The sequence below is a fragment of the Citricoccus sp. NPDC055426 genome (assembly GCF_040677445.1).
In the GTDB taxonomy this organism is placed as follows: Bacteria; Actinomycetota; Actinomycetes; order Actinomycetales; family Micrococcaceae; genus Citricoccus.
Genome location: NZ_JBFARZ010000007.1, coordinates 154,026 through 180,181, shown reverse-complemented (window position 1 = coordinate 180,181; position 26,156 = coordinate 154,026). Strand labels below are relative to the sequence as shown.

Below are 26,156 nucleotides of genomic sequence, written 5' to 3'. Positions count from 1 at the left end.
CGTGGACGCGCAGGCCGTGACCCGCGAGGATGGCCGCCGTCGGCAAGCCGATGTAACCCAGGCCGATCACGGCAACGCTGGAGATGTCAGTCATGCGGTCCCCTTTGGTGTTGTGACTTTTCGAGTCGTCATAAGCCACTTTTGTTCGATCTGATCCGTGAATGAGTATACGAACGGAAAGCGCTGTCATTGCCATTGGGCGACGAGCACCCGTAACAGCGAGGACAGTTCCGGGTGAGTATCGAGTACTGTCCACCGGGGTCCGTAGCTTGATACGTGGCTAAGTTGCTCTTGTGAGCACCTTCCTCGTCACCGGCGGCGCCGGCTTCATTGGGTCCAACTTCGTCCACTACGTGCTGGAGGTCACGGACCACCGCGTCATCGTGCTAGACAAATTGACGTATTCGGGCAACCGCGCTTCTCTGGACGATCTGCCTCCTAGCCGAGTGACGCTCATGCGAGGGGACATCGCGGACGTTGACCTCCTGGACGAGCTCATGCCCAAAGTGGATGCCGTGGTGCACTACGCGGCCGAGTCCCACAACGACAAGTCGCTCAATGACCCGCGGCCCTTCGTGGACACCAACATCGTGGGGACCTACGCGCTGATCGAGGCAGCCCGTCGGCATGACGTCCGGTTTCATCACATCTCAACGGATGAGGTCTATGGGGATCTGGAACTGGACGATCCGGAACGGTTCACCGAGTCCACTCCGTATAACCCCTCCAGCCCCTACTCCTCGACCAAGGCAGGCTCCGACCTGCTGGTGCGAGCGTGGGTGCGCTCCTTCGGTCTTCGGGCCACCATCTCCAACTGTTCCAACAACTATGGCCCCCATCAGCACGTGGAGAAGTTCATCCCGCGCCAGATCACCAACGTCATCGACGGCGTCCGCCCACGGCTCTATGGCGAGGGGCTCAACGTGCGGGACTGGATCCACGCGAACGACCACTCCTCGGCAGTGCTGACCATCCTCGAGCGTGGCCGATTGGGGGAGACGTACCTCATCGGCGCGGATGGAGAGCACAATAACAAGACCGTCATCGAATCCATCCTGGAGATCATGGGCGAACCCGCCGATGCCTACGACCACGTGGTCGACCGCCCCGGACATGACCTGCGCTACGCGATCGACTCCACCAAGCTGCGCACTGAGCTCGGCTGGTTCCCGCAATATTCCGACTTCCACGCCGGTCTGGAGGCCACCGTGCAGTGGTACCGGGATAATGAACAGTGGTGGCGGCCGCAGAAGGCGGCGGCAGAGGCCAGGTACCAACTGACGGGACAGTGACGGGCATGGCGCAGACGGCAAGGCAAGAAGGTGCGACGGCGGCCGTGCAGTTCTCGAAACCCCTCACAGCCCAGCCCACCACCATCCCTGGCCTTACCCTCTTCGACCTCAATGTGCACGGTGACAACCGAGGCTGGTTCAAGGAGAATTGGCAACGGCAGAAGATGACCGAGCTAGGCATGCCGGATTTCGGGCCCGTGCAGAACAACATCTCCTTCAACGCCAGCCGCGGTACTACCCGTGGAATCCACGCCGAGCCCTGGGACAAGTACATCTCCGTGGCCACCGGCTCCGTGTTCGGCGCCTGGGTGGATCTGCGCCAGGGCAGCACCTTCGGCAAGGTGTTCACCGCCGTGATCGACCCGTCCACGGCGATCTACGTGCCCCGCGGTGTGGGCAACGCCTTCCAATCCCTCGAGGACAACACCGCTTACACCTATCTGGTCAACGACCACTGGTCCGCCGAGGCGCAGGCGCAGTACACCTTCCTCAACCTCGCCGACTCCGCGGTGGCCATCGACTGGCCCATCTCGCTGGATGAGGCAGCGTTATCGGACAAAGACCGCGCCCACCCACCCCTGACCGAAGTGGTCCCCATGGCCCCGACCACCACCCTTGTCCTCGGTGCCAGGGGGCAGCTGGGCCGGGAACTGAGCCGGCAGCTGGCCGACCGTCCCGGCGTGAGGGCCCTGGAACGGGACGATTTCGACCTGGCCGACCCGGCCGCCGTCGGGCGTATTGACTGGCGCCGCGTGGGCACCGTGGTGAACGCCGCCGCTTACACTGCCGTGGATGAGGCCGAGACCGAGGCCGGCGGTGCGGCCGCGTGGGCCGCCAACGCCGAGGGCGTGGCGCGGCTGGCCCAGGCCTGCACGCAACACCAGGTGACGCTCATCCACGTCTCCACGGACTACGTGTTCGACGGCACTCGCGAGGGAGCCTATGCGGAGGCCGATCCGCTGCGCCCGGTGAACGCCTATGGAACCTCCAAGGCTGCCGGGGACCTGGCCGTCGGGGTGGTGCCGCGGCATTACCTGCTGCGGACCTCCTGGGTGATCGGGGAGGGGAAGAACTTCGTGCGCACCATGCAGTCGCTGGCCGAGCGCGGCATCGCACCCTCCGTGGTGGCCGACCAGGTCGGCCGGCTGACCTTTACACGGGACCTGGCCGAGGCCATCATCCATCTGCGCAACGGTGACGCCCCCTACGGGACGTACAACGTGACCAACGGGGGAGAGCCGGGGAGCTGGGCCGAGGTTGCCCGGCGCGTGTACGCGGACGCCGGCCGGCCGTCGTCGCAGATCACCGAGGTGAGCACCGAGGAGTACTTCGCCGGCAAGTCCGTGGCGCGCAGGCCACTGAACTCCGTGCTGGACCTGGCCAAGCTCGAGGCCACCGGCTTCACGCCGCGGGACCAGTGGGAAGCCCTCGAGGAGTACCTCGCGGACTCCCGGCCGTAGACCGGGATCACACCGGCGTCTGGGCGCTACCGCCATAGACTGTTCCTCGGAGTCCGCTTCCATCCGAGGAGACACATGGTCGAGACCACTGCCGGCGTGCCCTACCCCCTGGGTGCTACCCCAGACGAGGACGGGACGAACTTCGCGCTCTCCGTCGGCGAGGACGCAGAGAAGGTCGAGCTGTGCCTGGTGGACGCTGAAGGCGCAGAGACCTGCGTGGAGCTGGTGGAGCGCTCCGGGAACACCTGGCACGCGCACGTGGCGGGCGTGGGGGACGGCCAGCTGTACGCCTACCGGGTGCACGGTCCCTGGGATCCGGCGTCCGGGCTGCGCTACAACGCCGCCAAGATCCTCCTGGACCCCTACGCCAAGGCCATCACTGGGGACTTCAACTGGGGCCAGTACCAGTTCTCCTACGACTTTGAGGACCACGACGCGATCGACACCTCCGACTCGCTGGGACACACCATGCTCGGCGTGGTGGTGGGCGACTCCTTCGACTGGGGTGAGGACGAACGCCCGGACATCCCCTTCAACGAGACCGTCATCTATGAGACCCATGTCAAGGGCATGACCAAGCTCCATCCGGAAGTGCCCGAAGAGGCGAGGGGCACCTACGCCGGGCTGGCCCACCCCACGGTGGTAGAGCACCTCACGAGGCTGGGGGTCACCGCCGTGGAGCTGATGCCGGTGCACCAGTTCACCAACGACTCCTCCCTGCAGGACAAGGGGCTCTCGAACTACTGGGGGTACAACACCCTCGGGTACTTCGCCCCGCAGAACACCTATTCCTCCGCCGGAGACACCGGCGGACAGGTGCGAGAGTTCAAGCAAATGGTCAAGGATCTGCACGCCGCCGGGCTCGAGGTCATCCTGGACGTGGTATACAACCACACCGCCGAGGGCAACCACATGGGCCCCACGCTGTCTTTCCGCGGGATCGACAACGTGAACTACTACCACCTGGTGGAGGGCGACGAGCGCCACTACATGGACTACACCGGGACCGGGAACTCGCTGGACCTGTCCCACCCGATGGCGCTGCAGCTGGTGATGGATTCCCTGCGCTACTGGGTGCAGGAGATGCACGTGGACGGCTTCCGGTTCGATCTGGCCACCACGCTGACCCGTTCGGAAGGCCAGCAGGGCCCGGACATGTTGGGCGGCTTCTTCGACGTGGTCCGGCAGGACCCGGTCCTGCGCACCGTGAAGCTCATCGCCGAGCCCTGGGACGTGGGCTGGGCCGGCTACCAGGTCGGCAACTTCCCGGGGCTCTGGAGCGAGTGGAACGGCAAGTACCGGGATACCGTCCGGGACTTCTGGCGTGGGGAGCCCGGCACGCTGGCGGAGTTCGCCACCCGCATCACCGGCTCGGCCGACCTCTATGAGGACGACGGGCGTACCCCGCGGGCCTCGGTGAACTTCGTGACCGCCCACGACGGCTTCACCCTGCGGGACCTGGTCTCCTACAACGAGAAGCACAACGAGGCCAACGGCGAGGACAACAACGACGGCGAATCCCACAACAGCTCCTGGAACTGCGGCGTGGAGGGGGAGACGGATGATACCGAGATCCTCCGGCTCCGTGCCCAGCAGCAGCGGAACTACCTGGCGACGCTGATGATCAGCCAGGGCGTGCCGATGCTCAGCCACGGAGACGAGCTGGGCCGTACCCAGCAGGGCAACAACAACGTCTACGCCCAGGACAACGAGCTGTCCTGGATCCACTGGGACGAGGCGGACGAGGACCTGATCGAGTTCACCGCGCGGGCGATCGCGTTGCGGCAGCAGCATCCGGTGTTCCGGCGCCGGCGGTACTTCGACGGCCGGCCCGCCGCCCGCGCCGACTCGATGGCCCTGCCGGACATCGTCTGGCTCGAACCGGACGCCACCGCCAAGGACGAGTCCGACTGGGAGACGTACTACGCCCAGTCGATCGCCTTCTTCCTCAACGGCCACGACCTGGCCGAATCTGAACGGAACGGCGACGATAACGGGGGTGGGGGAGACCACGACTTCTACGTGCTGCTCAACGCGTACTGGGAGCCGGTGGAATACACCCTGCCCGGTGAGCCGTTCCCGGACACCTGGGACCTGGTGGTGGACACCGCCGAGGCCACCCCGGACACCACCGAGTTCTCCGCCGGGGACCGGATCTCCGTGCCCGGCCGCGGCATCGTCATCCTGCAGTCGGCGCAGCGGTGACCATGGCGCGAGGCTCCGCTCGCACTGTTGACGGTGTCACGCAGTCCGGAAATATCCACGGACGCGCCGTCCGGCGGAGTGTACTGGTGGTGGGGATCGTCGTCGGTCTTTCTCTGGTGGTGCTTACGTGGCTCGTGCTGCTTCCGCGGACCAATCCGGCGCCACGCGTGGACGCGTTGCTGGTGCTGTACACCCAGGACGCCGTCTACGACCGGGCTGTGGAACTCGCGAACGACGGCGTGACCGACCTGCTCATCGTCTCCCACCCCCAGGGTGCCGATGACCGTCTGTGCGGCAACTCGCGGGTGGGCACGGAAGCGGAGATCGTGTGCTTCAGTCCGGAACCGGTCACGACCCAGGGCGAGGCCATGATTGGCTCCGACCTGGCTCGGGAACGCGGGGCTGAAAGTCTGGGCATCCTCACCTTCGACAATCATCTGGAGCGTTCACGGATGATTGTCTCCCGCTGTTGGGACTCTTCTCTGCATCTCTACGAGTTTGAGCGGGACTTCGACCCAGCCAAGCGCGCGTACCAGGTGGTCTACGGAGTTGCCGCTTTCGGCAAAACACTGTTGACCCCGGGGTGCTCTACAGAGTTCCCGCGGCCCGTCGAGGGCGCTGTCGAGTGGGCCAAGGACCTCACCCGCCCCAAATCGTGAAGTGATTCCCCACGAGAGGTGATTAGTACGCGCCGTCCTTGCCGACGACGGCTTTGGCGGTTCTTCCCAAGATCAGCAGATCCTGCACGAAGGACCAATTCTCCACGTAGTAGAGGTCGAGCCTTACCGACTCGTCCCAGCTCAGATCCGAGCGCCCACTGACCTGCCACAGACCGGTGATGCCGGGCTTCACGAGCAAACGACGGGAGACATGCTGCTCGTACTCGGCGACCTCATCCGGAAGCGGCGGGCGGGGGCCGACGAGGGACATATCGCCGACGAAGACATTCCAGAGTTGGGGAAGCTCGTCGATGGAGTACCGACGGATGAAGGCCCCGAATTTGGTGATCCGGGGGTCGTCTTTCATCTTGAAGAGCACTCCGGATCCCTCGTTCTGCTCCTGTAGTTTTGCCAGTCGCGCCTCGGCGTCCACCACCATGGAACGGAACTTGTGCATGTAGAAACGTTCCCCGTCCTTCCCAACGCGTTGCTGATGGAAGAACGCCGGTCCGGGATCATCGATCTTGACGGCCAATGCGAACGCCAGAAGAAAAGGTGAGAGTACAAGGAGACCAATGCCCGAGGCGACGATATCGAAGCTTCTCTTCAGGAATATTTCGGGCCCACCGAGTCGTGGTGTGGAAACGTGGATCAGAGACAGGCCGGCGACGGGCTGGGCGTGGATGCGCGGTCCGGCAATGTCCGTCAGTGCGGGAGCCATGATCTGGCTGATCCTGCGGTCCGCAAGTTCCCATCCCAGTTGACGTACCGTGCGTGTCTTGAGGGGGACGCCTGCAGAGATTGCCAGAGCATCTGCATCGTATTCCTCAAGGACCCGGAGAACGTCAGGGATAGACTGCGAAACGCTGGCGACTGGGAGGGGCAGCCCTTCCTCGCCCGCCGGAGAATCTAGGCGGAACCCGGGAAGTATAGCTGCGACAGGCTTGTATCCAGCTGCGGGCACCTCAGACAGTGACCTGTTGAGATGCTGGACCGCGCTGGGATTTCCAAGGATGACCACGCGCCGGATGGATCGACCGGATGCACGTTCTCGGGCTAGCTGTCTACGCAGGAACCAGCGGCCAAGGAGGAGGACCACGAGTCCGAGGGGGAGGGCTGTACCTACGTAGCCTCGAGCCAGATCGAGAGTAAAGACATAGGAGATGATGGCGATGAGCCCGAAAAGGTAGATCGACGCCATGGCCACGCGCTTGTACTCGTCTGGACCAGCCCCCAGAATCTTCAGATCCCTTGATTTGAAGAAGCCCAGGAACATCCACCAGGCGAAGCAGAGGAAGACGCTGAAACTCAGATAGGACGCGTCCCAGGTGCCTTCAAGTTCGGCTCCGCTGGAGAAGCCGAACCGAATGACTTGTGCAGCGGTAACCGAAATTACGATGGCTAAGGCATCCACACCGCCCATTCTCGATACGACCCTGACGGTCCACGGCCGACTGCGTTTAGCCGCCTTCTTGGATTCCGTGTGCGTAAGTACTGCCGTAGGCATGCCGTGCAGGTCCTCCAGATTGTTCCCCTTGCGAAGCTCCTTGATGCCACTTGGTTCAGCGGGCACTCGCTGTGAAGTGCGCGCAACTGGACCAATCCAGCGATGAAGTAACTGTAACTGACTCCGGGGTTTCCGGACTTCTTCGCTTCGTGCGCTGTAACCGTTCAGAAGAGGTCGTTGATGAGATTGATACGGAGGGCCCGTCGAATTGCGAACTAGAATCCGCCGCATGATCAGAGACATATTCATGATGCGCCTTGTCAGGTGCGTTTGCTGTGCTGAGGAGACAGGCATCGTGATCCTGCAGTCTGCCCAACGGTGAACCTGGACCAGTTGATGGACGGGCAGAACGCCGGCGGCCGGGGCCCGAGTAGAGGGCGCGAGGCCCGGGCGCGGCGCCTGCGGAATGCGACGGGCCGGCGTCGTACCCGCCGCTGGATCCTGCGCGGCGCGGGACTGGTGGTGATCGCGTTCCTAGGGGTTGGTGTCATTCTTGCGTGGTTGACCGTGAACCCGCGGGTGAATCCGGCGCCGAAGGTAGATGCGCTGATCGTGCTGGCCACCCAGGCCGGCGCCCACGACGAGGCGCGGCGATTGGCCGAGGAGGGCGTGACCGACCTGCTGCTCGTCTCGACTCCGGAGAATGCACCGGCGAGCCTGTGCCAGGAGTCTCCGGGCGGGGCCACGGTGGAGTGTTTCGCCCCGGAGCCGGTGACGACGCAGGGAGAGGCGATCGTCGGGACCGAGCTGGCGCGTCAGCACGGGGTGGAGAACCTCGGCGTGCTGACGTTCGACCACCACATCGAGCGCTCCCGCATGCTCGTGGATCGGTGCTGGGACGGCGAGCTGCACATGTACGAGTTCGAGCCGGTGCGCGGCAAGCGTGGATACGTCTACGACTTCGTCTACGCCATGGCTGCCTATGCAAAAACGTTCTTGACGCCGGGGTGCTCCGCGGAGCCGCCGGAGTGGCTGCAGACGCCGATCGGCAAGATCAAGCTGGAGCGGTGAGCCCGCTCTCCGGGTAGACTGATATACCCTCTACATCAGTTACTAACTGATTTGGGAAGTGTTTCTGATGCTATACGCCATTCCGCCGATCACGCCTGACGACGGAGCGATCCTGGACGCTCTTGCCTTGATGCGGTCGGAGCTTCGCTCCAGTCTGGCTCGACCGCGCCGGTGGCAGGGGACATTGCGGCGTCAGCTCAAGGCGCGTGCAGTGCGCGGGTCAAACAGCATCGAAGGCATCGATGTCAGCAATGATGAGGCCTTCGCCATCGTGGGCCACGAAGAGCAAGACGTCTCGGTGGACAAGGCGTGGCTGGCGGTCAAGGGATATTCCGATGCCATGACGTACAGCCGCATCGTTGCGCAGGGTGCCGCACCATCCCTCGATGAATCCCTGCTCAAGGGGCTGCATTTCATGGTTCAGGGGTACGACTTGTCCAAACACCCGGGTCAATTCCGCACCGGGGACATCCATGTCCTGGAAGAAGAGACGGATCGCACGGTGTACACAGGGCCAGACGCGGACCTGGTGCCGGACTTGGTGGCTGAGTTCATGGCGAGCCTCGCCCAGTACGCAGACGCCGGTGTTCCGGCGGTGATTCAAGGGGCTATGGCCCATCTGAATCTCGTGATGATCCACCCCTTCGGGGACGGCAATGGCCGCATGTCCAGGATCCTCCAGTCCTTCCTCCTCTACAGGGATGAGATCGAGGAAGCTGTCTTCGTGTCCATCGAGGAGTATCTGGGGCGGAATACGAAGGCCTACTATGACATCCTCGCGGAGGTAGGCCGGGGCAGCTGGCGACCACAGGGGGATGCCAGCCCCTGGGTTGAGTTCAATCTGACAGCCCACTACCGCCAGGCCCGCACCGTCCAGCGGCGGATCTGGCTGCTCAGCAGGATCGCCGAGCGTGTTGATGAGCTGGTGGACCGCCACGGAGTGCCCGAGCGCTGCGCTCCTGTGGTGGAGACGTGCTTTGCGGGATGGCGGATCCAGAACGCCACCTACCGGGACATCGCAGGGGTCAGTGCCAACGTCGCCTCGCGAGACCTGCGCCTCCTGGTGGACACCGGGATTCTGCAGAACCGCGGCCTCAAAAAGGGGGCCTGGTACATGCCCGCGGACGGCGAGGTCTCACGGCTTCGTTCCCTCCGTGGGGAGTCGGAAGACCTGTTTCCGGCTGGCCTTGATCCCTACCGGCTACTGCGCCGGGGAGAGACCCTCCCTACCAGTGCCGACGTTAGGATGGTTGGATGATCATCGGCATCGGCGTGGACGTCGTCCTGGTAACCCGCTTCAAACACCAGTTGGAGAAGGCACCTGCCCTCCGCGACCGTCTGTTCACACCGGCCGAGCGCGAACTCAACATCCGTTCCCTGGCCGCACGCTTCGCCGCCAAGGAGGCCGTGGCCAAAGCGCTCGGAGCCCCGGCCGGCATGAACTGGCAGCACTGCCAGGTGGACGTGGACGCCGCCGGCGCTCCGCACGTGGTGGCGATCGGAACTGTGGCCGACGTGGCAGATGCCAAGGGAGTCAAAAAGTGGCACCTGTCCCTCAGCCATGATGGGGATGTGGCTACCGCGATGGTGGTCGCGGAGGGCTGACCCTTTCTGCTGGAGGCAATGCCATGATCCACGCTTACACCGGAGCCGCCGTCAGGGCAGCCGAGAAACCCCTGCTCGACGCCGGTCACGGCGCGGTGCTGATGCGGCGGGCCGCTTGGGGGTTGGCCGCTGCGGTGTTGCGCGTGCTTCGCGCTCGCGGATCGGTAGCCGGTTCGACCGTGGCGGCGCTGGTCGGCATGGGCAACAACGGCGGGGATGCACTCTGGGCGTTGAGTTTCCTGCGCCGGCGTGGCGTGGACGCAGTGGCCGTGCCGACCGGGAAGGCGATGCACGAGGCTGGGCTGGCCGCACTCCGATCAGCTGGCGGCCGGGTGGCCGATCGGATACCGGAGGGCACGACGTTGCTGATCGACGGCGTCCTCGGGACCGGAGCCCGGGGCGGCTGGGAGCCGCCGCGCGTGCCGGAGGGAGTGGCCGTCGTCGTGGCCTGTGACCTGCCGTCCGGGGTGGACGCCGACACGGGGCACGTGGCCGGGGGAGTGATACCCGCCGACGTGACCGTGACCTTCGGGGCGCTCAAGACCGGACTGGTGGTGGGCGCCGGAGCACACGCCGCCGGTCGGGTGGAGCTCGTGGACATCGGCCTCGGCCCGCACTTGGGGGAGGCGGACGTCTCCTCGCTGGAGCGCGAGGATGCGCTCGCGGTCTTCACCCCGCCCGCCTGGGACGACCACAAGTACAGCCGCGGGGTGCTCGGGGTCTGTGCCGGGTCCGAGCAGTACCCGGGAGCCGCGGTGCTGGTGTGTTCGTCGGCGATCGCCACCGGGGTGGGCATGGTGCAGTACGCCGGCCCCCGGCGGGCCGCTGATCTCGTCCTGGCGGCGCACCCCGAGGTGGTGGCCGGGCCAGGTGTGGAGGGCAAGGCCCAGGCCTGGGTGGTCGGGCCGGGGCTGGGATCCGATGATGACGCCCGGCGGCGACTGGCCGAAGTGATTGACGTGTGCGTGGGTGGCGGGTTGCCGCTCGTCCTGGATGCCTCCGCGCTGGACCTGGTGGGGCTGGAGTACGTGGGCCGGCTCTGCGATGCCGGGTGCGAGGTGGTGCTGACGCCTCATCAGGGGGAGCTGGTGAAGCTGGTGGACCGGCTGGTCCCCGAGATCGCTGACGGCTTCTCGGACCTGGCGAAAGCCGACCCCGTGGCCGCCGCGCGCCGCACGGCCGAGGCGCTGGCCGTCGTCGTGATTCTCAAAGGTTCCACGACCGTGTGTGCCGCGCCCGGCGGCCGGACCCTGGTGCACAACGAGGGTGGAGCGGAGCTGGCCACGGCCGGCACGGGGGACTGCCTGGCCGGGCTGGTGGGTTCGGCCCTGGCCCGGACGGAGCGTGGCGATCCGGTCTCCACGGTGGAGAAGGCCGCCGCGGCGGCCTGGCTGCACGGGATGGCCGGAACGCTGGCCGCCGACGCGGGACCGTTCGGCGCGTCGTCGCTTCCGAGTGCGGTGCGTCACGCTCTAACCGATCAGTAGCTGGCAGTTCCCCGGGGAAGCCCGGAGTTGCCCCGTTTCCACTGGAAGCGGGGCCGGGGTGCGGTGGTACGTTGCACTGTCGCCTGAGATCGTCTCGACGAAATTGCGTGAGGGGTGCACATGCCGGAAGAGAGCAAGCACATCAAGTACCGGACTGAATACGTCCGGCGGAAGCGGTTCTCCGCGCGCCAGCTTCAGATCGTGGCCGCCGTCATCCTCGTGGTGGTCATCGGCGTCCTGCTCGGAGTGATCCTGACGGGCTGAGTCGTGTCCAGCGGCCCCTCAGCCGCAGGAGCCCCCTTAGCATGGATGGCAAGATCGCCGGAGACACAGAACGGGGGAATCCACAGTGGTCGCGGTAGCAGGGCAGAGGACCGAGACGTCCCCTGCCCGGAACGCATCGCGGCAGGGCTTCCGCCCCGACGTCCAGGGACTGCGTGCCGTCGCCGTGGGCGTGGTGCTCATCTACCACGCCGGGGTGCCGTTCCTGCCCGGCGGGTACATCGGCGTGGACGTCTTCTTCGTCATCTCCGGCTTCCTGATCACCGGGCTGCTGCTGAAGGAACTCGACCAGACCGGCCGCATCTCCCTCTCAGGTTTCTACGCCCGCCGGGCCCGGCGCATCCTGCCGGCCGCCGTGACCGTCCTGGCCGTCACCGCCGCCCTCACCCTGCTGTTCCTGCCGCGCACGCGGTGGGAGGGGATCGGCGCCGAGACCATCGCCGCCGGCCTCTTCGCCGTCAACTGGCTGCTCGCCGGCTCGGAGGCCGACTACCTCCAGGAGGGGGCCGCCGCCAGCCCGCTGCAGCACTACTGGACGCTGGCCGTGGAGGAACAGTTCTACCTGATCTGGCCCCTGCTGCTGGTGGGTGCGGCACTCCTGGCCCGCCGCCGGCCTGGGACGGCCGGAGCCTCCAGGCTCAGGGTCCTGGTCATCGCCGCGGTGCTGCTCCTCTCGGTGCCCTCACTGGCCTACTCGATCTACTACACCGCTGCCGATCCCGGCCCGGCCTACTTCGTCACCACCACGCGGTTGTACGAGCTCGGGATCGGCGCGGCCACCGCGGTCTTCGCCACCCGGCTGGCCGGGATCCCCCGCCGGGTGGCCGTGATCCTGGGCTGGGCCGGCCTGGCGGGCATCCTCGCCGCAGCGGTGTTCTACACGGCGGACACGGCGTTCCCGGGAGCCGCTGCCCTGCTCCCGACCCTGGGCGCCGCCGCCGTCATCGTCGCCGGCCTGAACGGCCGGGACCGCTCGGGGGCGGGCCGCCTGCTCTCGCTCCGGCCGATGACCTGGGCGGGGGACATCTCCTACTCCTGGTACCTGTGGCACTGGCCGCTGGTGGTCATCGCCACCGAGCTGGCAGGCGGGCTGACCGTGCCGGCCGGGCTGGCCGTCGTCGTGCTCTCCGCCGTGCCCGCCTGGCTGAGCTACCGCTACCTGGAGCGGCCCTACCTGCGGTGGCGCCTCGTGAAGCCGAACGGCCGCGCGCTGCGCGCCGGGGGAGCCGGGATGGCCGTGGCCGCGCTCGCCGGGGTGCTGCTGGTGACGGTGCCGTCCCCGGTGACGCCGGGTCCCACGGCAACCATCACCACCGTCCAGGACGAGGACGGCACCCAGCGCACGGTGGAGGTGTACGGCGCGGAGGCCCTGGCCGTGGACCCCTCGGTGGGCCGGGTGGAGAACGCGGGCGGGTTCATGCCGGCCGCGGAGGACGCCACCGAGGACTACCAGCGCAACCCCCAACAGGGCTGCCACATCCACGGGAAGGGCTCGGAACCGCGGGCCTGCGTCTACGGGGATCCCGGCGCGGAGTACACGGTGGCCCTGGTGGGGGACTCGCATGCGGCGCACTGGGTCCCGGCCCTGAAGCGGGTGGCGGGGGAGCGGGGCCTACGGCTGGAGTCCTACACCAAGTCCGCCTGCCCGCTCTCCACCGTGGTGGTCCGGGACACCGCGGACGGCACGCCGAACACGGACTGCCGCCACTGGGGCGAGAACGTGATGTCCCACCTTCAGCAGAGCCAGCCGGACCTGGTGCTGGTCACCAGTTCCCGGCATTCGAAGCCCGACGGCGGCCGGTACGCCCACGGCGCGGCCGCGGCCTGGCAGCGGCTCCAGGATGCCGGGCTCCGTGTGGGCGTGGTGCTGGATGTGCCCCGGCCGGACATCGACGTGCCGGAGTGCGTGGTGGGGGCCGCCGGAGATGTCGGGAATGTCGGGGAGGCGGGAGCGCCGGGCGCGCTGGCCGAGTGCGCCGTGCCCCGGGACGAGGCCCTCGCGAAGAGTGGGCGCTCGGAGCAGGAGGTGGCGCTCGCGCAGGTGGACGGGATCCCGGCGGTGGACCTCGCCCCGAAGATCTGTCCCGAGGAGCAGTGCTCCCCGGTGATCGGCGGCGTGCTGCTCTACCGCGACTCCCACCACCTCACGGCCACCTACGCCGCGACGCTGGCCCCGGACCTGGACCAGGCGCTCGTGGACGAGGGGCTGCTGGACGGTGCGGGCGGGGACTGACGGGCGGACTGACGGGCGTGCTGACGGCGTGCTGACGGGGTGTTGACGGCGTGTTGCCGGGGACACCGGGTCTGGCGGCGCCCGGCGGACGTATGATCAGCCGGACGATATCGGCGCCTGGATCAGGCAATCCCCTGGGGTGTGGCATGGCAACAGTGACCAGGACGCTGGTGCCGCCGGCCGTTCCGGGCGGCACGACGTCCGGCGAGAAGAAGAAGACGTTCCGGGCGGACATCCAGGGCCTGCGGGCCGTGGCCGTCGGGGTGGTGCTGCTGTACCACGCCGGGGTCCCCCTGGTGCCGGGCGGCTACATCGGCGTGGACGTGTTCTTCGTGATCTCCGGCTTCCTCATCACCGGCCTGCTGCTCAAGGAGCTCGGCGAGAACGGGCGCATCTCCCTGGCGGGCTTCTACGCCCGGCGTGCCCGGCGGATCCTGCCCGCCGGCCTGATCGTCCTGGCCGTGACGGCGTTGCTCAGCGTCCTGTTCCTGCCGCGCACCCGCTGGGATGAGATCGGCGTGCAGATCATCGCCAGTGCCTTCAACGGGGTCAACTGGGTCTTCGCGGCTTCCGAGGCCGACTACCTCCAGGCCGGCGCCGCCGCCAGCCCCCTCCAGCACTTCTGGACGCTGGCCGTGGAGGAACAGTTCTACATCGTCTGGCCGCTGCTGCTCGTGGCCGCGGCGTTCTTCGCCCGGGCCGGCGGCGCGCGGCGGGGGCGCCGGGGAGGCCGGCGCGCCGTGCCCGACGACGGCCGGCGGCTCCGCGTCCTGGTCATCAGCGCGGTGCTCATCATCCTGTTGCCCTCGCTGGCCTACTCCGTCCACCTCACGACCACCGACCCGGGGCCGGCCTACTTCGTCACCACCACCCGGCTGTACGAGCTGGGCATCGGGGCCCTCGTGGCGGTCTTCGCCACGCAGCTGGCCCGCCTGAACCGCACGGTGGCCCTGGCCCTGGGCTGGGCCGGCCTCGCGGCCGTGGTGGCCGCGGCGGTGCTGTACTCCGCGGACACCGCGTTCCCCGGCGCCGCCGCCCTGTTGCCGACCCTGGGCTCGGCCGCCATCATCGTCTCCGGCATGGCCGGCCGGGACCGGACGGGGGTGGGCCGCCTGCTCTGCCTGCGGCCCATGGTCTGGGTGGGCGGGGTGTCCTACTCGCTGTACCTGTGGCACTGGCCCCTGGTGGTCATCGCCGACCACCTGATGGGCGGGCTGACCGTGCCGGCCGGCCTGGCCGTCGTCGTGCTGTCCTTCCTGCCGGCCTATGCGAGCCTGAAGTGCATCGAGCAGCCGTTCATGAGGTGGCGGTTCGTGCAGCCCTCCGTGACGGCCCTGCAGGTCGGCGCCATCGGGATGCTCAGCCTGGCCATCGTCGGCGGGAGCTTCCCCCTGCTGATGCGGGCCGCCACCCCCGCCCCGGTCCCGGCCGTGACCGCCGTCCAGCAGGGCGGGAACGGGGCCGGCGGAGCCTCGGTGTATGGGGCGGAGGCCCTGGCGGTGGAACCGTCCACCGGCCTGGTGGAGAACGTCACCGCCGGGTATACGCCGAGCGCGGTGGACGCGGCCGCGGACCAGTCGAGGGTCTACGCCGACGGCTGCCACGTCACGGGGTCCGCGTCCGCGGCGCAGGCGTGCGTCTACGGGACGGTGGACGCGGAGTTCACGGTGGCCGTGGTCGGGGACTCCCACGCCGCGAACTGGGTTCCCGCGCTCACCCGTCTGAGCGAGGGACGCCAGATCCGGCTGGAGTCATACAGTAAGTCATCCTGCCCGCTCTCCGCCGAGGCCATCCTCACCGACCGTCACCGGGTCAGCGAGCACTGTCTCCACTGGGGCCAGAACGTCATCGAGGAGCTCGCCGCCTCCCGCCCCGACCTCGTCCTGGTGACCAATGCCCAGTACCGCGCGGCCAGCGGCGCACCGCTGGCCACCGGGCTCGCCGGGGCGTGGCGGCAGCTGCTGGAGGCCGACCTCACCGTGGCCGTGCTGATGGACACGCCCTACCCCGGGATCCACATCCCGGACTGCGTGGCCTCGAACGAGGACGCCCTGGCCGAGTGCGCCGTGGCCCGCGACGAGGCCCTGAGTCTGGGCGGCCGCGCGGCCCAGCAGGAGGCGCTGGACGCAGTGGATGGGATGCCCTCGATCGACCTGGCGGCCCTGATCTGCCCGGCCGAGGCCTGCTCGCCCGTGGTCGGCGGGGTCCTGGTCTACAGCGACTCCAACCACCTCACCGCCAGCTACTCGGAGACCCTCGCCCCCGCCCTCGAACAGGCCCTGGACGAGGAGGGCCTGCTGGGGGCGGAACCCGCAGGAGGGTGACACTGTGCCGATCAAGACCACGAGGACTTTTGACGGCGATTTCGAGGCCCAGCCCTTGGGTCGGCGCGAGGGCCTTGTTACCGTGCCCGCATGAGCACCCCCATGACGTCACTCTGGCTGGACACGAACCCCGTCGCCGCACCGGCAGCCGGGCCACTCGCTGCCGGGGCGCAGTACGACACCGTGATCGCGGGGGCCGGTCTGACCGGGTTGACCACCGCGGTGCTGCTGGCGCGGTCGGGTCAACGGGTCGCGGTACTGGAGGGGCGTTCCGTGGGGGCTGCGGCCACCGGCAACACCACGGCGAAGGTCTCGCTGCTACAGGGCACCACCCTCTCCCAGATCCGCAGCCACCAGACGGACACGGTTCTGCGGGCCTACGTGGACGGCAACCGGGAAGGACAGGCGTGGCTGTTGCGCTACCTGGAGGAGCGGGGCATCGCCTACCAGCGCCGCACCGCCTACACCTACGCCACCACCGAGCAGGGCGCGAAGACCCTCCGCGAAGAGTTGGAGGCCGCCCAGGCCGCCGAGCTGCCCGTCGCCTGGACGGATGAGACGGAACTGCAGTTCCCGGTGGCCGGGGCGATCGCCCTGGAGGACCAGGCCCAGATCCATCCGATGCAGGTCCTGGAGGCCCTGACCACCGAGCTGCGCGAGCGCGGTGGCGAGCTGATCGAGGGGGTGCGCGTGACCGGCGCCGGGATCGGTTCCCCGCTCACCGTGGAGACCAGCAGCGGCCCCGTGCGGGCCGACCACCTCGTGCTCGCCACGGGTGCGCCGATCCTGGACCGGGGCGGGTACTTCGCCAAGCTGCTGCCGCACCGGTCCTACGCCCTGGCCTTCCGCGTCCCCGGGGCGCCGGGGACCATCCCCCAGGGGATGTACCTCAGCGCCGATGCCCCGTCCCGGTCGCTGCGCACGGCGCCGGTCGGGGACGAGGAGCTGCTGCTGGTGGGTGGCAACGGACACGGGGTCGGCCGGAAGGACTCGCCGCGGGCCGCCGTCGACGATCTGGAGGCCTGGACGAGCCAGCACTTCCCCGGCGCTCAGCGGACCTACGCCTGGTCCGCCCAGGACTACCGCTCGGCGAACTACATCCCCTTCATCGGCACCCTGCCGCGCGGAGGCGGGGGGATCTATATGGCCACCGGGTACAACAAGTGGGGCATGGCCAACGGGGTGGCCGCGGCCCTGGCGATCTCGGGCGAACTGCTCGGCGGGAACCTCCCGTGGGCGGACACCCTCGGCCGGCGCATCACCACGCCCAGCGACCTGCTGACCGGGGCCAAGGACGGCCTTGAGGTGGGCGTCCGGGCGGCCACCGGATGGGCCACCGCCGAATCCCGGGCGCTGACCGCGGAGCCGCCGGTGGAGGGGGAGGGGATCGTGGGCCGGGTGGACGGGACCCCGGCCGCCGTGTCCACCGTGGACGGGGTGACGTGCCGGCTCTCCGCGGTATGCACCCACCTGGGTGGGATCGTGACGTGGAACGACGCCGAGAACTCCTGGGACTGCCCCCTGCACGGGTCCCGCTTCGCCGCCGACGGGTCCGTCCTGGAGGGTCCCGCCGTCAAGGCTCTGCCCCGGCGGGAGCCGGAGTCCTGACTCTCGAGAACGAGAACCTGAACCCGGCCCGCTGCCCGGACGGCGGGACTGCCGCCCGGGCCGGGGCGATCAGTAGTTGGCGGGCGGGTCCGAGGCCGGCATGGACTCCTCGACCTGCTCGTCCAACTCCTCCTCGGTCTCCGGGCCGGTCTTGTCCTCGTCCGCGGCATTCGGGTTGATGGGTTCTGTGCTCATCGTGTCCTCCTGAAGATCGGTTGGACTACCCAGTCTGCTCTAAAGTTGGCTAGGTGAGCACCTGGATGAACGGCGTGACCAGATCAGTGGTGAGGCCCGTGCGGTTGCAGGCGGAGGTGGGCCGGTGTTGATCCCGAACGCGCGAGGCGCGTTGAGCGAGACCGTGTTCGCGGCCATGCGCAGCGGTGACACCGCGCACCTGGGTGAGGCGCCGCCGTCGGACACTGCTGAAGATGCCCAGCTGACGCTGTGGGCCCTGTACGAACAGCACTACCGCGGCTTCGAGGACGTGGCCGGCGAGCTGGAGTGGGATCCGCAGCTCATCGCCGTGCGGCGCGGGCTGGAGCGGGAGTTCGAGGCGACCCTGCGCTCGCGGATGCCCGAGGCCCCGGACCCGGAGGGATTCGAGGAGGCCTTCTTCGCCTTCGTGGCCGACCATGACGGACCGTCGCTGGCCGCCCACGTCAAGCGCAAGGCCACCGAGGAGCAGGTCCACGAGCTGCTGCGACACCGGACGATCTACCACCTGAAGGAGGCAGACCACACCACCTGGGTGATCCCGCGACTCTCCGACCGGGTCAAGGCCGCCGTGATGGAGCTGCAGTTCGACGAGTACGGCAACGGGGACCCGAACCGGCTGCACGCCCACCTGTTCGTGCGCGGGCTACAGGACAGCGGGCTGGACGCCACCTACGGCGCGTACATCGACGAGGCGCCGCTGGAGACCCTCGAGGAGAACAACGCCATGTCCCTGTTCGGGCTGAACCGCCGGCTGCGCGCGGCCTCCCTGGGATTCCTGGCCGCGTTCGAGGCCACCAGCTCGTCCCCCTCCCGGAAGATGGCCCAGGGGCTGCACCGGCTCGGGTTCCCGGAGTCTATGATCGAGTACTACACGGAGCACGTGGAGGCCGACGCCGTGCACGAGCAGCTGGCCGTGCGTACCATCTGCGGCGCGCTGCTGGCCGAGGAGCCGGAGCTGCACGACGACGTCTACCTCGGGGCGTTCTCCGCCATGGACCTCGCCGACCGCTACGCCGAGCGGATGCTCGCCCTGTGGGCGGCGTGAGTCACGGCCAGGGGCACGACGCCGGCCCCGGCACCGGCGGTGCGCCCGGAGCCTCCGGCGCGGGGCCGGATTTAGACCGGGATCTGGACCGGGATCTGGACCACCCGGATGTCATCCTCTGCCCCGGCGGACCGATGCTGTTGCGCGGGGACCACGTGGTGCACGACGAGGACGGCACCGAGCACCGGACCACCCGCCCCGTCAGCGCGGTCTGCCGCTGCGGCAGTTCGGCGATCAAGCCGTGGTGCGACGGGACGCACAAGATCCTGCAGGCCCGCGAGAGGCGCCGGCAGGACTGATGGCTCGCAGTCCAGGAGCTACGGAGCGCCGGGCGCGGTAGGGACCCTATTCCAGGTACCGAACCTAGAATGGGGTCATGTCCCTTTTGCAGCGCATTGTCGTCGACCCCGCCGTTGTCCACGGTCGCCCAGTCATCCGAGGGACGCGCATGCGGGTCTCCGATGTCTTAGCGCTTCTGGCTTCCGGTGCCAGCGAGTCGGAGATCGTGGAGGACTATCCGTACCTCACCGTGGAAGACATCAGAGCCAGTCTGGAGTACGCGTCGGCAACACACGCCGCCAGGTGCTCATTGGATGGTTCGAACCTCTCATCGATCGCATCGTCGAGATGATCGCATCGGGACAACGATTAATCGAGTTGCGATGAACGCGAGAGCTACTACGCACCCCGGTGCTCCGATGCCATAGGCCAGGAGATGGCAGAACAGTAGATCCGGTCAGCGGGTCAGGCGCGCCAGCACCCCGCGCTCGAACTCCCGGGTCTCCACCAGGGTGAGCCGCCCGCCGGTCTGCTCCGCGGCATAGGCGGCGATCGTCTCCGCCTGCGCCAGGTTGCCCAACTGCAGGAGGCCGGCGCCGCCGTCGTGCAGGTGCCGGTCCATCAGGTCCACGCAGGACCTGGCAACTAGGGGAGGTGCTTCTCGATGAGGCCCGCCATCCGTAGACGGTCCAGAGAGTCAGGTACAGGGAACGCAGTGCGCTTGCGGACTATTCGACCGGACAGTTCCCCGAGAATCCGGACGGTGTGGGTGCGCAACCCCTTGGTATGGCCTTCCCTGGATAGTAGGAGGTTGATTTCGACCCTTTGATCCTCGGAGAGGTCTTTGTAGAAAAGGTTGCCGCCGTGCTTGGTGAAGTCCTGAGCGACCAGGTTCTGGGTGATGGGTTCAACGACATCGACGCTCCCGACGGCAGCATCGGCGTCCAGGGTGGATCGCAAGGTGGCACGGGGAGTCGGGTAGACGTGCAACAGGAGACGGACCATGTGGCCGCCGACGATCCTGTAGTCGCCGTCACCCATAGCTTCCGCAACTGCCTGCTGACCTCGGTATCCCAGGGCGTCGGAGTTGCTCAGTGCGTGGACCTTGACCTTGATCGGAGCGTTCATGTGGATCCTCCGATGATGTGGTCGGCAAGACGGTCGGCGGCCTCAACACTGTCCGAGTCACCGCCGAGCAGAATGTCCCAGTAGACGATGGCGGCGTCGGCGAGAACCGAGGGGGCTGTATCGGCTCCAGTGCTCGAGCTGTTGTCCGTGAGGCGCCAGAGTGTGGGGTCGCGGGGGACGCAGGTGATGAGTGTTGCTTCGTCCACTGGAGCGGGAACGAAGCCGTCGCCAGCGAGGTCTATGGGACCGCTGAGATACACGCGGCCGCGGCTCGGGAGCTTCCACGGGGCAATGCGGTCTGCGGCGACGTCGCCGCTGATGAGCGGGGCGATATGGAGCAGGTTGGCTAAGGTCACGGCCTTCGTAGTCTGTTGGACGGCCGTGTCCAAGCTGTACCAACCGAACTCCTGGCCACCTGGTCCGGTGTAGTCGTTCAGCCAGTGCTCCAGCAGCGCGCTCTTGTCGGTGGTGACGACGCCGTTGCCATGGTCGGTGACGAGCGGTCCGAGCTTGAGCACAGCGTTGGACACCGATTGCTGGCTGGTGCCGAGGACCTCGGCAATAACAGATTGCTTGGAAGGCTCGTTGGCAAGGAGCAGGTACCGTTCCACGGCCCAGCGTGTCCATGCCCGTCTGCTGGCGCGCCGGGGCTGTTCCGATGGGGGAGTCTCATCCGCTGTGTACGTGGTGCCCCCGTGGATGAGCTGGAGCGGATTCTCAGTGAGGATGTTGATACTGCCGGCTCTGGCCCGCTCGATGACCCCCTCGGTGGCGGTCTGACCCACCAGCAGGGCAGTGCTGCCAAGGCCTGGGTGCGTGAGGTGGTTTCGGACGGAGTGAGCGGTGAGACGCTCCACGGGAGGGGAGGGTACGACCTCGAGAGTCACGCCCTCGGGTGTGCGCAGCATCAATGAATTGCTCGTTCTACCTTCGTTGATGGCAAGGTCGAGCTCCCGCAGTAGGGTCACTACGTCTACTCGCATCGTTTCTCCAACAAGTCTCATCCCGTCTTCAGGGTTCTTGCTTGTTGGACAATTTCACCACGAATAGGGTATGCGACCAAATGACTGGTCGCGGATCAGCGACTCAGGCGCACCAGGACGCCGCGCTCGAACTCCCGGGCCTCCATCAGGGCGAGCCGCCCGCGGGTCTGCTCCGCGGTATAGGCGGCGATCGTCTCCGCCTGCGCGAGGTTCCCCAACTGGAGGAGGCCGGCGCCGCCGTCGTGCAGGTGCCGGTCCATCAGGACCACACAGGTGCGCGCCAGGTCCAGGCCGTCCCCGCCGCCGTCGATGGCCAGGACCGGGTCCTCCGGGAACCGGGAGGTCTCGGCCGAGCGGACCCACGGCGGGTCCGCCACGATCACGGCGAAGCGCTCGCCGGCGTCCAGGACCTCCTCCATCCGCCCCAGCCGAAAGCTGATCTGCGCGGCGAGTCCGTTGGCGGCCGCGTTCTGCAGGGAGAGCTCCTCGGCGGCGGGGTTCACGTCCACCATGACCAGCTCGCGGCCGGTGTCCTTCACGGCGCCGAGGCCGATGTGCCCGGCCCCGGCGCAGAGTTCCAGGACCGGCCCCCCGGGGGCCGTGGGGAGCAGCTCGGCGGCCCAGGTGGACTGGGCCTCGGTCCAGGGGCGGGGTTCGAGGACGCGGTGGTCGTAGGTGATGTCCAGGCCGCAGAAGGTCAGGTGGGGCATGGGTTTCATTGTGCCGGATGGGATCAGTGCAGTGCGCTGTGAGCCGCTGTGACGGATGATCTCACTCGATCGAGGCGTTCTCGAGCCACTTTGCGGTGCGAGGGTTCCACATCGCCCGAGTCAGGTTTCCAAGGAGCACTGGATCGGAGAACGCAGCGATGGCCGCCAGGACCTCGCCGAATCTGGCTGGGAGTTCTTCCTCGCGGTGAACGCGAGAACGCCATGCTCGCCACTTCTGCTGCGCGACGCGGGGCATCCCTTGCAAGACCACCGACAGGGGACGGAACTGTACCCTCCGGTAGCTGGCCACGACCCGTAACGAAGTTGCGAGCTCGTCGGCTTGGACGTGGTGAACGCGGATGAGGGTGTGGATGTCCGCGAAATCTCGCCAACGGGTGTTGGCCACGCCCCGATCGATGGCTGTAATGATCTTCTCGGCAAGCACCATGGTCAGCGGGTAACCGAGCAACTGGACCGGCGGCTGTCCGAGATCCACAAGTCGAGGTAATGCGGTCAGTATTGGTCGAGGCCAGATCGGGTCACCGAAGTTCACGTCGACGCCGATCGTCAACCGCGCAGTACCCAATCTGCCGATGAGCTTGACGCGAATCCCGGCGTACTCGTCATCGTCTCGGATGACCGCTGCCGTGATGCTGTCCTGATCGAAGACCACTCCGTCAGGCAGGTCGAGAATTGCGATCTCCCGGAATCGTGTGGATACCTCATTTGCGTCGTTGTTGAGGCGGGTGGCCTCCAAGTCGATGTCCTTGGTCGGACGGCGCACCGCGAATGCCGCGAGTAACACCCCTCCCTTGAGAACGAAGTCGTCACGGTCGGGCGATGCCGCCAATCGTGCGAGGAGTGCTTCGAGCACATACAGGGTCTGCAGTTCCTGGACATCGCCACCGGTATTCCTGGCAAGCCGACGGATCGCAAGTCTCGCAGTTCCGGCCGGTGTTCCGTCATCGGGTGCTGGAGTCACAGGAGAATCTCCAATGCGTTGTGGAGGGCCGGTCTGGTCTCTGCGAACGGTAGCGCCATGCTCAGCAACGTGCCGGCCGAGTTTCCACGTACTTTGAGCCACCTTTTAAGTGCTCCGAGAGCGAGGTCAGTGCCCCACTCGTGCCGGAGCCGAAAGAGGTCGATGATCGTTCGTTCTGCTGAATACAAGCCGATGGTCATACCGCCCGGAAGCGTATGTTCAGTTCGACCGACGAGGAATGTATCCACCGAGAAGCGGTGCCAGCTGACCGGCGCGTGGAGGACCGCTATCGGATGAGTTCCACGCGGGATGGCGATGTGGCTCTTCCGCGGGATCTCATCGGTCAAATCGTGCAGGGAGAGCGCCGTGAGCAGACAGAGCGTTGCCTCTGGCCTCTTGGCAGCAATCGCCATCCACGCTGCCGTTGTGTCATCGACGGCGTCAGTGCGCATGAAGGTCCCCGGGGCAATCCGCTCGTACTCGCCCCTCTGAACCAGGAGATCCAAATGGTGACGTGTCAGGCCCAGGTTCTTGAGTTCTCGGTACTGCAAGAGATCGGGCAAGGTCTTGCTACTCATGCCATCCCTGATTCAACGGAAGTAGTTACACCCCCAGCATACCTGGCACGAATTCTGTTGACGAGTGATTGATGTCCGGGGGTGCGTAGACTCGGGCTATGGGTGCCGAGAAGCCAGAAGCTCCCCTTAGTGAACTTGATCATCAGGTGCTTCGCGCTCGCGAGAGAGTCGAGCACCTTGAGCACGAGCTCTGGACGGCCCGGACTGAATTAGCCGCGCTGGAACGGCAGATACAGGTAGCTCATCGCCACTCTCCTGACACCCTCGACCCAACTGCCGCCCGCGTTCCCTCCGTTGGGTTGGTCAATGCGTCGGCGACACCTGCGGAAAAGCTGAACCTGTTTCAGCAGCGATTCGTGGGGAGGCCGGATGCCCATGCCACGCGCTGGGTAAGCCGGAAGACGGGCAAATCCGGCTGGAGCCCGGCTGTGAAAGGTGGCTTCTACACGGACCAGAAGACGGACGCAGACCTTCTGCCTCTGACCTCAACGGACATGGAACGGCATCTTCGGGGAGCGGGAGAGGACGGTTCAAGGGAGTTTCATGTGGGGCTCTATCCCTTGAGGGTCGATGATCGGTGCAAGCTCCTCGTCTGTGACTTCGACGGGCGAACGTGGCGCGACGACGCGGCAGCGTATGCACACGTCTGCTTGGAAGCGAGGATTCAGAGCATCGCCGAAATCTCCCGCTCCGGCGACGGTGCTCATATCTGGGTCTTTCTCGATGAGTGGCTCCCCGCAGCAACCGTCCGCAAAGCCGGCATGGTGCTACTGCGACGCGCAATGCAGAAAAGCGAAGGACTGTCACTGGAAAGCTATGACCGGTTCTTCCCGGCTCAGGACGTGCTGCCTACTCAATCTCCGGGGCGCATGCGGCTGGGTAACCTGATCGCCCTGCCACTCCAGGGGGACTGCCGGCGCCGCGGGACGACGGTGTTCGCTGATCCGACGACTTGGAAACCCTATGAAGACCAGTTCCAGGCGCTCTCGTCCGTGACGACGGTTCCTCGCAAGGTAATCGACGGCCTTGCGGCGGAGACGACGTTGCTGGAGTTGGGACCCGCCGCATCGATAAAGGTTCCGAAGCGCCCACTACGGTCTGAACTCAGATCCGGATTGAACGGTACGGTTCTCGAAATCCGTCGGGATTCGATGTTGCACGTTCCGACAGAGGGTCTGCCTGGTGCGTTCGTCACCGAGCTCAAGCACAGGGCGTCGCTGGCTAACCCCGAGTTCTACCGCAGGCAAGCCCAGCGTTTCAGCACCTTCGGCGTCCCCCGTGTGGTGACCTGCTTCGAACATGAAACGTCCGAACTCCGGCTCCCCCGCGGGCTCGCCGATGAGGTTCGCCAGCTGCTGGTCAAGGCGGGGGCGAAAGTCGCCATCAAGCACCAAGGCCCGCGTCGTCGGAAGCAGGACATCGCCTTCGCCGGGGAACTGCGGACTGATCAGCGACAGGCTGTTCAGGCACTGCTGAAACATCAGGAGGGGGTCTTGGTGGCTCCGCCTGGAGCCGGCAAGACGGTCATGGCATGCGCGCTCATCGCCGAGCGTCGCGTGGCCACTGCTGTACTGGTCAACCGTGCGGAACTGCTGGATCAATGGCGAGACAGGCTCACCACTTTCCTCAACCTCGAAGATCAGCAGATTGGCCAGTTCGGCAACGGCCGTAAGAAGCGTCACGGACTGGTTGACTTGATTATGATGCAGTCCGTCAGCCGCCGGGATTCCGACCCGGGCATCTTGGACGACTACGGGCAGATCATCGTCGACGAATGCCATGCCATCGCAGCGCCTTCTACTGAAGCTGCCATCCGACAGGTTAACGTCAAGTACTGGGTCGGATTGACTGCGACGCCCTTCCGGGCTGACCAGATGGACGGACTGATCACCATGCAATGCGGGCCGATCCGGTACGAGATGGAAGCACGCGTAGACGAGGATCGCAGACTTGTTGTCCACCAGACGTCATTCACCACGGATGAACCTGGTACGGACGGGCCTTCCATCCAGGCCATCTACACGGAACTCAGTGTGGACAAGAATCGCAATGCGCTGATCTCCGACGTGATTATGAAAGCAGCGGCCGCAGGACGCACGTGCATGGTGCTGACCAACCGAGTGGACCACCTCAAAGCCCTTTACGGTTTGCTGAAGCCTGAAGCGCCATGTGAAGTGTTCGCCTTGCACGGTCAACTCAGCACACACGAACGGCGTGAAGTACGGGAGGCGATCGCGGCCACTACTCAGGGTGGCAAGACGTTCGTTCCCATCGCCATTGACAAGGTGGCCGGAGAAGGACTCGACATCCCGGCGCTGGACACCCTGTTCTTGACCATGCCCGTGTCATTCAAAGGCAGGATCATCCAACAGGCAGGTCGGGTCACCCGGGGTGCGGTAGGGGGAGAGGGGGCCGCTGTGGTGCATGACTTTCGTGACTCCGCGGTGCCGCTATTGGAACGAATGTACCGCCGGCGTCGCAGAACACTGGAGAAAGAAGGCTTCTCGCAAGAAGCTGAGCCACCAATGCTCTTGAATCTCACGGCCGGCGCTCAGACCTAGC

24 protein-coding genes are annotated in these 26,156 nt (G+C 66.6%); 16 read left to right on the top strand and 8 right to left on the bottom strand.

The genetic code is table 11. From position 1 onward, the window contains the following. Window positions 1-293: 293 nt before the first annotated feature. The 4 genes from rfbB to AB0K08_RS11740 all read left to right on the top strand — a co-directional run bounded on the left by rfbB (window position 294) and on the right by AB0K08_RS11740 (window position 5,616). A complete protein-coding gene (gene rfbB, locus AB0K08_RS11755; RefSeq protein WP_363354618.1) occupies window positions 294-1,292 on the top strand; it encodes a dTDP-glucose 4,6-dehydratase in 999 nt (332 codons plus the stop codon). A gap of 5 nt (window positions 1,293-1,297) precedes the next feature. Then, window positions 1,298-2,752 (top strand): dTDP-4-dehydrorhamnose reductase, encoded by a 1,455-nt coding sequence (rfbD, locus tag AB0K08_RS11750; protein ID WP_363354616.1) that lies wholly within the window; start codon window positions 1,298-1,300, stop codon window positions 2,750-2,752. Between the two features lie 75 nt (window positions 2,753-2,827). Continuing rightward, window positions 2,828-4,957, top strand: coding sequence for a glycogen debranching protein GlgX (gene glgX / locus AB0K08_RS11745; RefSeq protein WP_363354614.1), 2,130 nt, complete (start codon window positions 2,828-2,830; stop codon window positions 4,955-4,957). A gap of 86 nt (window positions 4,958-5,043) precedes the next feature. Then, window positions 5,044-5,616: a hypothetical protein gene (locus AB0K08_RS11740; RefSeq protein WP_363354612.1), complete on the top strand. Its 573-nt coding sequence runs from the start codon at window positions 5,044-5,046 to the stop codon at window positions 5,614-5,616. 22 nt (window positions 5,617-5,638) lie between these two features. Here AB0K08_RS11740 and AB0K08_RS11735 read toward each other — a convergent pair whose 3' ends face one another. Further along, a complete protein-coding gene (locus tag AB0K08_RS11735) occupies window positions 5,639-7,039 on the bottom strand; it encodes a sugar transferase (RefSeq protein ID WP_363354638.1) in 1,401 nt (466 codons plus the stop codon). A 402-nt stretch (window positions 7,040-7,441) separates the two neighbouring features. Between AB0K08_RS11735 and AB0K08_RS11730 the strand changes: the two genes are divergently transcribed. The 8 genes from AB0K08_RS11730 (at window position 7,442) to AB0K08_RS11695 (ending at window position 17,673) form a co-directional block, all read left to right on the top strand. Beyond that, entirely contained in the window at window positions 7,442-8,134 is a 693-nt protein-coding gene (locus AB0K08_RS11730; RefSeq protein ID WP_363354610.1) for a hypothetical protein, read from the top strand. Window positions 8,135-8,345: 211 nt separating this feature from the next. Beyond that, window positions 8,346-9,392, top strand: a complete 1,047-nt coding sequence (locus tag AB0K08_RS11725) for a Fic family protein (RefSeq protein WP_363354608.1) — start codon at window positions 8,346-8,348, stop codon at window positions 9,390-9,392. Continuing rightward, window positions 9,389-9,739, top strand: coding sequence for a holo-ACP synthase (locus AB0K08_RS11720; RefSeq protein ID WP_363354606.1), 351 nt, complete (start codon window positions 9,389-9,391; stop codon window positions 9,737-9,739). Before AB0K08_RS11725 ends, AB0K08_RS11720 begins: the two co-directional genes overlap by 4 nt. 23 nt (window positions 9,740-9,762) lie before the next feature. Further along, window positions 9,763-11,226: an NAD(P)H-hydrate dehydratase gene (locus AB0K08_RS11715; RefSeq protein WP_363354604.1), complete on the top strand. Its 1,464-nt coding sequence runs from the start codon at window positions 9,763-9,765 to the stop codon at window positions 11,224-11,226. Window positions 11,227-11,346: 120 nt separating this feature from the next. Next, on the top strand, window positions 11,347-11,490 hold the full coding sequence (locus AB0K08_RS11710) for a hypothetical protein (RefSeq protein WP_363354602.1): 144 nt from the start codon (window positions 11,347-11,349) through the stop codon (window positions 11,488-11,490). Between the two features lie 85 nt (window positions 11,491-11,575). Next, window positions 11,576-13,741, top strand: a complete 2,166-nt coding sequence (locus AB0K08_RS11705; protein WP_363354600.1) for an acyltransferase family protein — start codon at window positions 11,576-11,578, stop codon at window positions 13,739-13,741. 146 nt (window positions 13,742-13,887) lie between these two features. After that, window positions 13,888-16,065 carry an acyltransferase family protein gene (locus tag AB0K08_RS11700; protein ID WP_363354598.1) on the top strand — a complete coding sequence of 726 codons (2,178 nt, stop codon included), beginning with the start codon at window positions 13,888-13,890 and terminating at the stop codon, window positions 16,063-16,065. A gap of 90 nt (window positions 16,066-16,155) precedes the next feature. Further along, the gene (locus tag AB0K08_RS11695; protein WP_363354596.1) at window positions 16,156-17,673 is read left to right on the top strand and encodes an FAD-dependent oxidoreductase; all 1,518 of its coding nucleotides are present in this window, start codon (window positions 16,156-16,158) and stop codon (window positions 17,671-17,673) included. Between the two features lie 69 nt (window positions 17,674-17,742). Here AB0K08_RS11695 and AB0K08_RS11690 read toward each other — a convergent pair whose 3' ends face one another. After that, window positions 17,743-17,868 (bottom strand): hypothetical protein, encoded by a 126-nt coding sequence (locus AB0K08_RS11690; RefSeq protein ID WP_363354594.1) that lies wholly within the window; start codon window positions 17,866-17,868, stop codon window positions 17,743-17,745. A 124-nt stretch (window positions 17,869-17,992) separates the two neighbouring features. On the opposite strand from AB0K08_RS11690, the gene AB0K08_RS11685 reads away from it, so the two are divergent. The 3 genes from AB0K08_RS11685 (at window position 17,993) to AB0K08_RS11675 (ending at window position 19,565) form a co-directional block, all read left to right on the top strand. After that, entirely contained in the window at window positions 17,993-18,934 is a 942-nt protein-coding gene (locus AB0K08_RS11685; protein ID WP_363354592.1) for an iron-containing redox enzyme family protein, read from the top strand. Then, a complete protein-coding gene (locus AB0K08_RS11680; protein ID WP_363354590.1) occupies window positions 18,922-19,233 on the top strand; it encodes a CDGSH iron-sulfur domain-containing protein in 312 nt (103 codons plus the stop codon). The genes AB0K08_RS11685 and AB0K08_RS11680 overlap by 13 nt, the downstream gene beginning before the upstream one ends. 77 nt (window positions 19,234-19,310) lie before the next feature. Continuing rightward, window positions 19,311-19,565 (top strand): DUF433 domain-containing protein, encoded by a 255-nt coding sequence (locus AB0K08_RS11675; protein ID WP_363354588.1) that lies wholly within the window; start codon window positions 19,311-19,313, stop codon window positions 19,563-19,565. 105 nt (window positions 19,566-19,670) lie between these two features. On the opposite strand, the gene AB0K08_RS11670 is transcribed toward AB0K08_RS11675, so the two are convergent. From AB0K08_RS11670 to AB0K08_RS11645, 6 genes are all read right to left on the bottom strand, one after another. Then, window positions 19,671-19,844, bottom strand: a complete 174-nt coding sequence (locus tag AB0K08_RS11670) for a hypothetical protein (protein ID WP_363354586.1) — start codon at window positions 19,842-19,844, stop codon at window positions 19,671-19,673. 14 nt (window positions 19,845-19,858) lie between these two features. Beyond that, window positions 19,859-20,341: a hypothetical protein gene (locus AB0K08_RS11665; RefSeq protein WP_363354584.1), complete on the bottom strand. Its 483-nt coding sequence runs from the start codon at window positions 20,339-20,341 to the stop codon at window positions 19,859-19,861. Further along, a complete protein-coding gene (locus AB0K08_RS11660; protein WP_363354582.1) occupies window positions 20,338-21,198 on the bottom strand; it encodes a hypothetical protein in 861 nt (286 codons plus the stop codon). Before AB0K08_RS11660 ends, AB0K08_RS11665 begins: the two co-directional genes overlap by 4 nt. 221 nt (window positions 21,199-21,419) lie before the next feature. Then, window positions 21,420-22,034: a class I SAM-dependent methyltransferase gene (locus AB0K08_RS11655; RefSeq protein WP_363354580.1), complete on the bottom strand. Its 615-nt coding sequence runs from the start codon at window positions 22,032-22,034 to the stop codon at window positions 21,420-21,422. Between the two features lie 61 nt (window positions 22,035-22,095). Beyond that, window positions 22,096-23,016: a nucleotidyl transferase AbiEii/AbiGii toxin family protein gene (locus AB0K08_RS11650; RefSeq protein WP_363354578.1), complete on the bottom strand. Its 921-nt coding sequence runs from the start codon at window positions 23,014-23,016 to the stop codon at window positions 22,096-22,098. Continuing rightward, the gene (locus AB0K08_RS11645) at window positions 23,013-23,594 is read right to left on the bottom strand and encodes a hypothetical protein (RefSeq protein ID WP_363354576.1); all 582 of its coding nucleotides are present in this window, start codon (window positions 23,592-23,594) and stop codon (window positions 23,013-23,015) included. The genes AB0K08_RS11650 and AB0K08_RS11645 overlap by 4 nt, the downstream gene beginning before the upstream one ends. 98 nt (window positions 23,595-23,692) lie before the next feature. Here AB0K08_RS11645 and AB0K08_RS11640 point away from each other — a divergent pair, with 98 nt between their 5' ends. Continuing rightward, window positions 23,693-26,155: a DEAD/DEAH box helicase family protein gene (locus tag AB0K08_RS11640; protein ID WP_363354574.1), complete on the top strand. Its 2,463-nt coding sequence runs from the start codon at window positions 23,693-23,695 to the stop codon at window positions 26,153-26,155. Window position 26,156 lies beyond the last annotated feature (1 nt).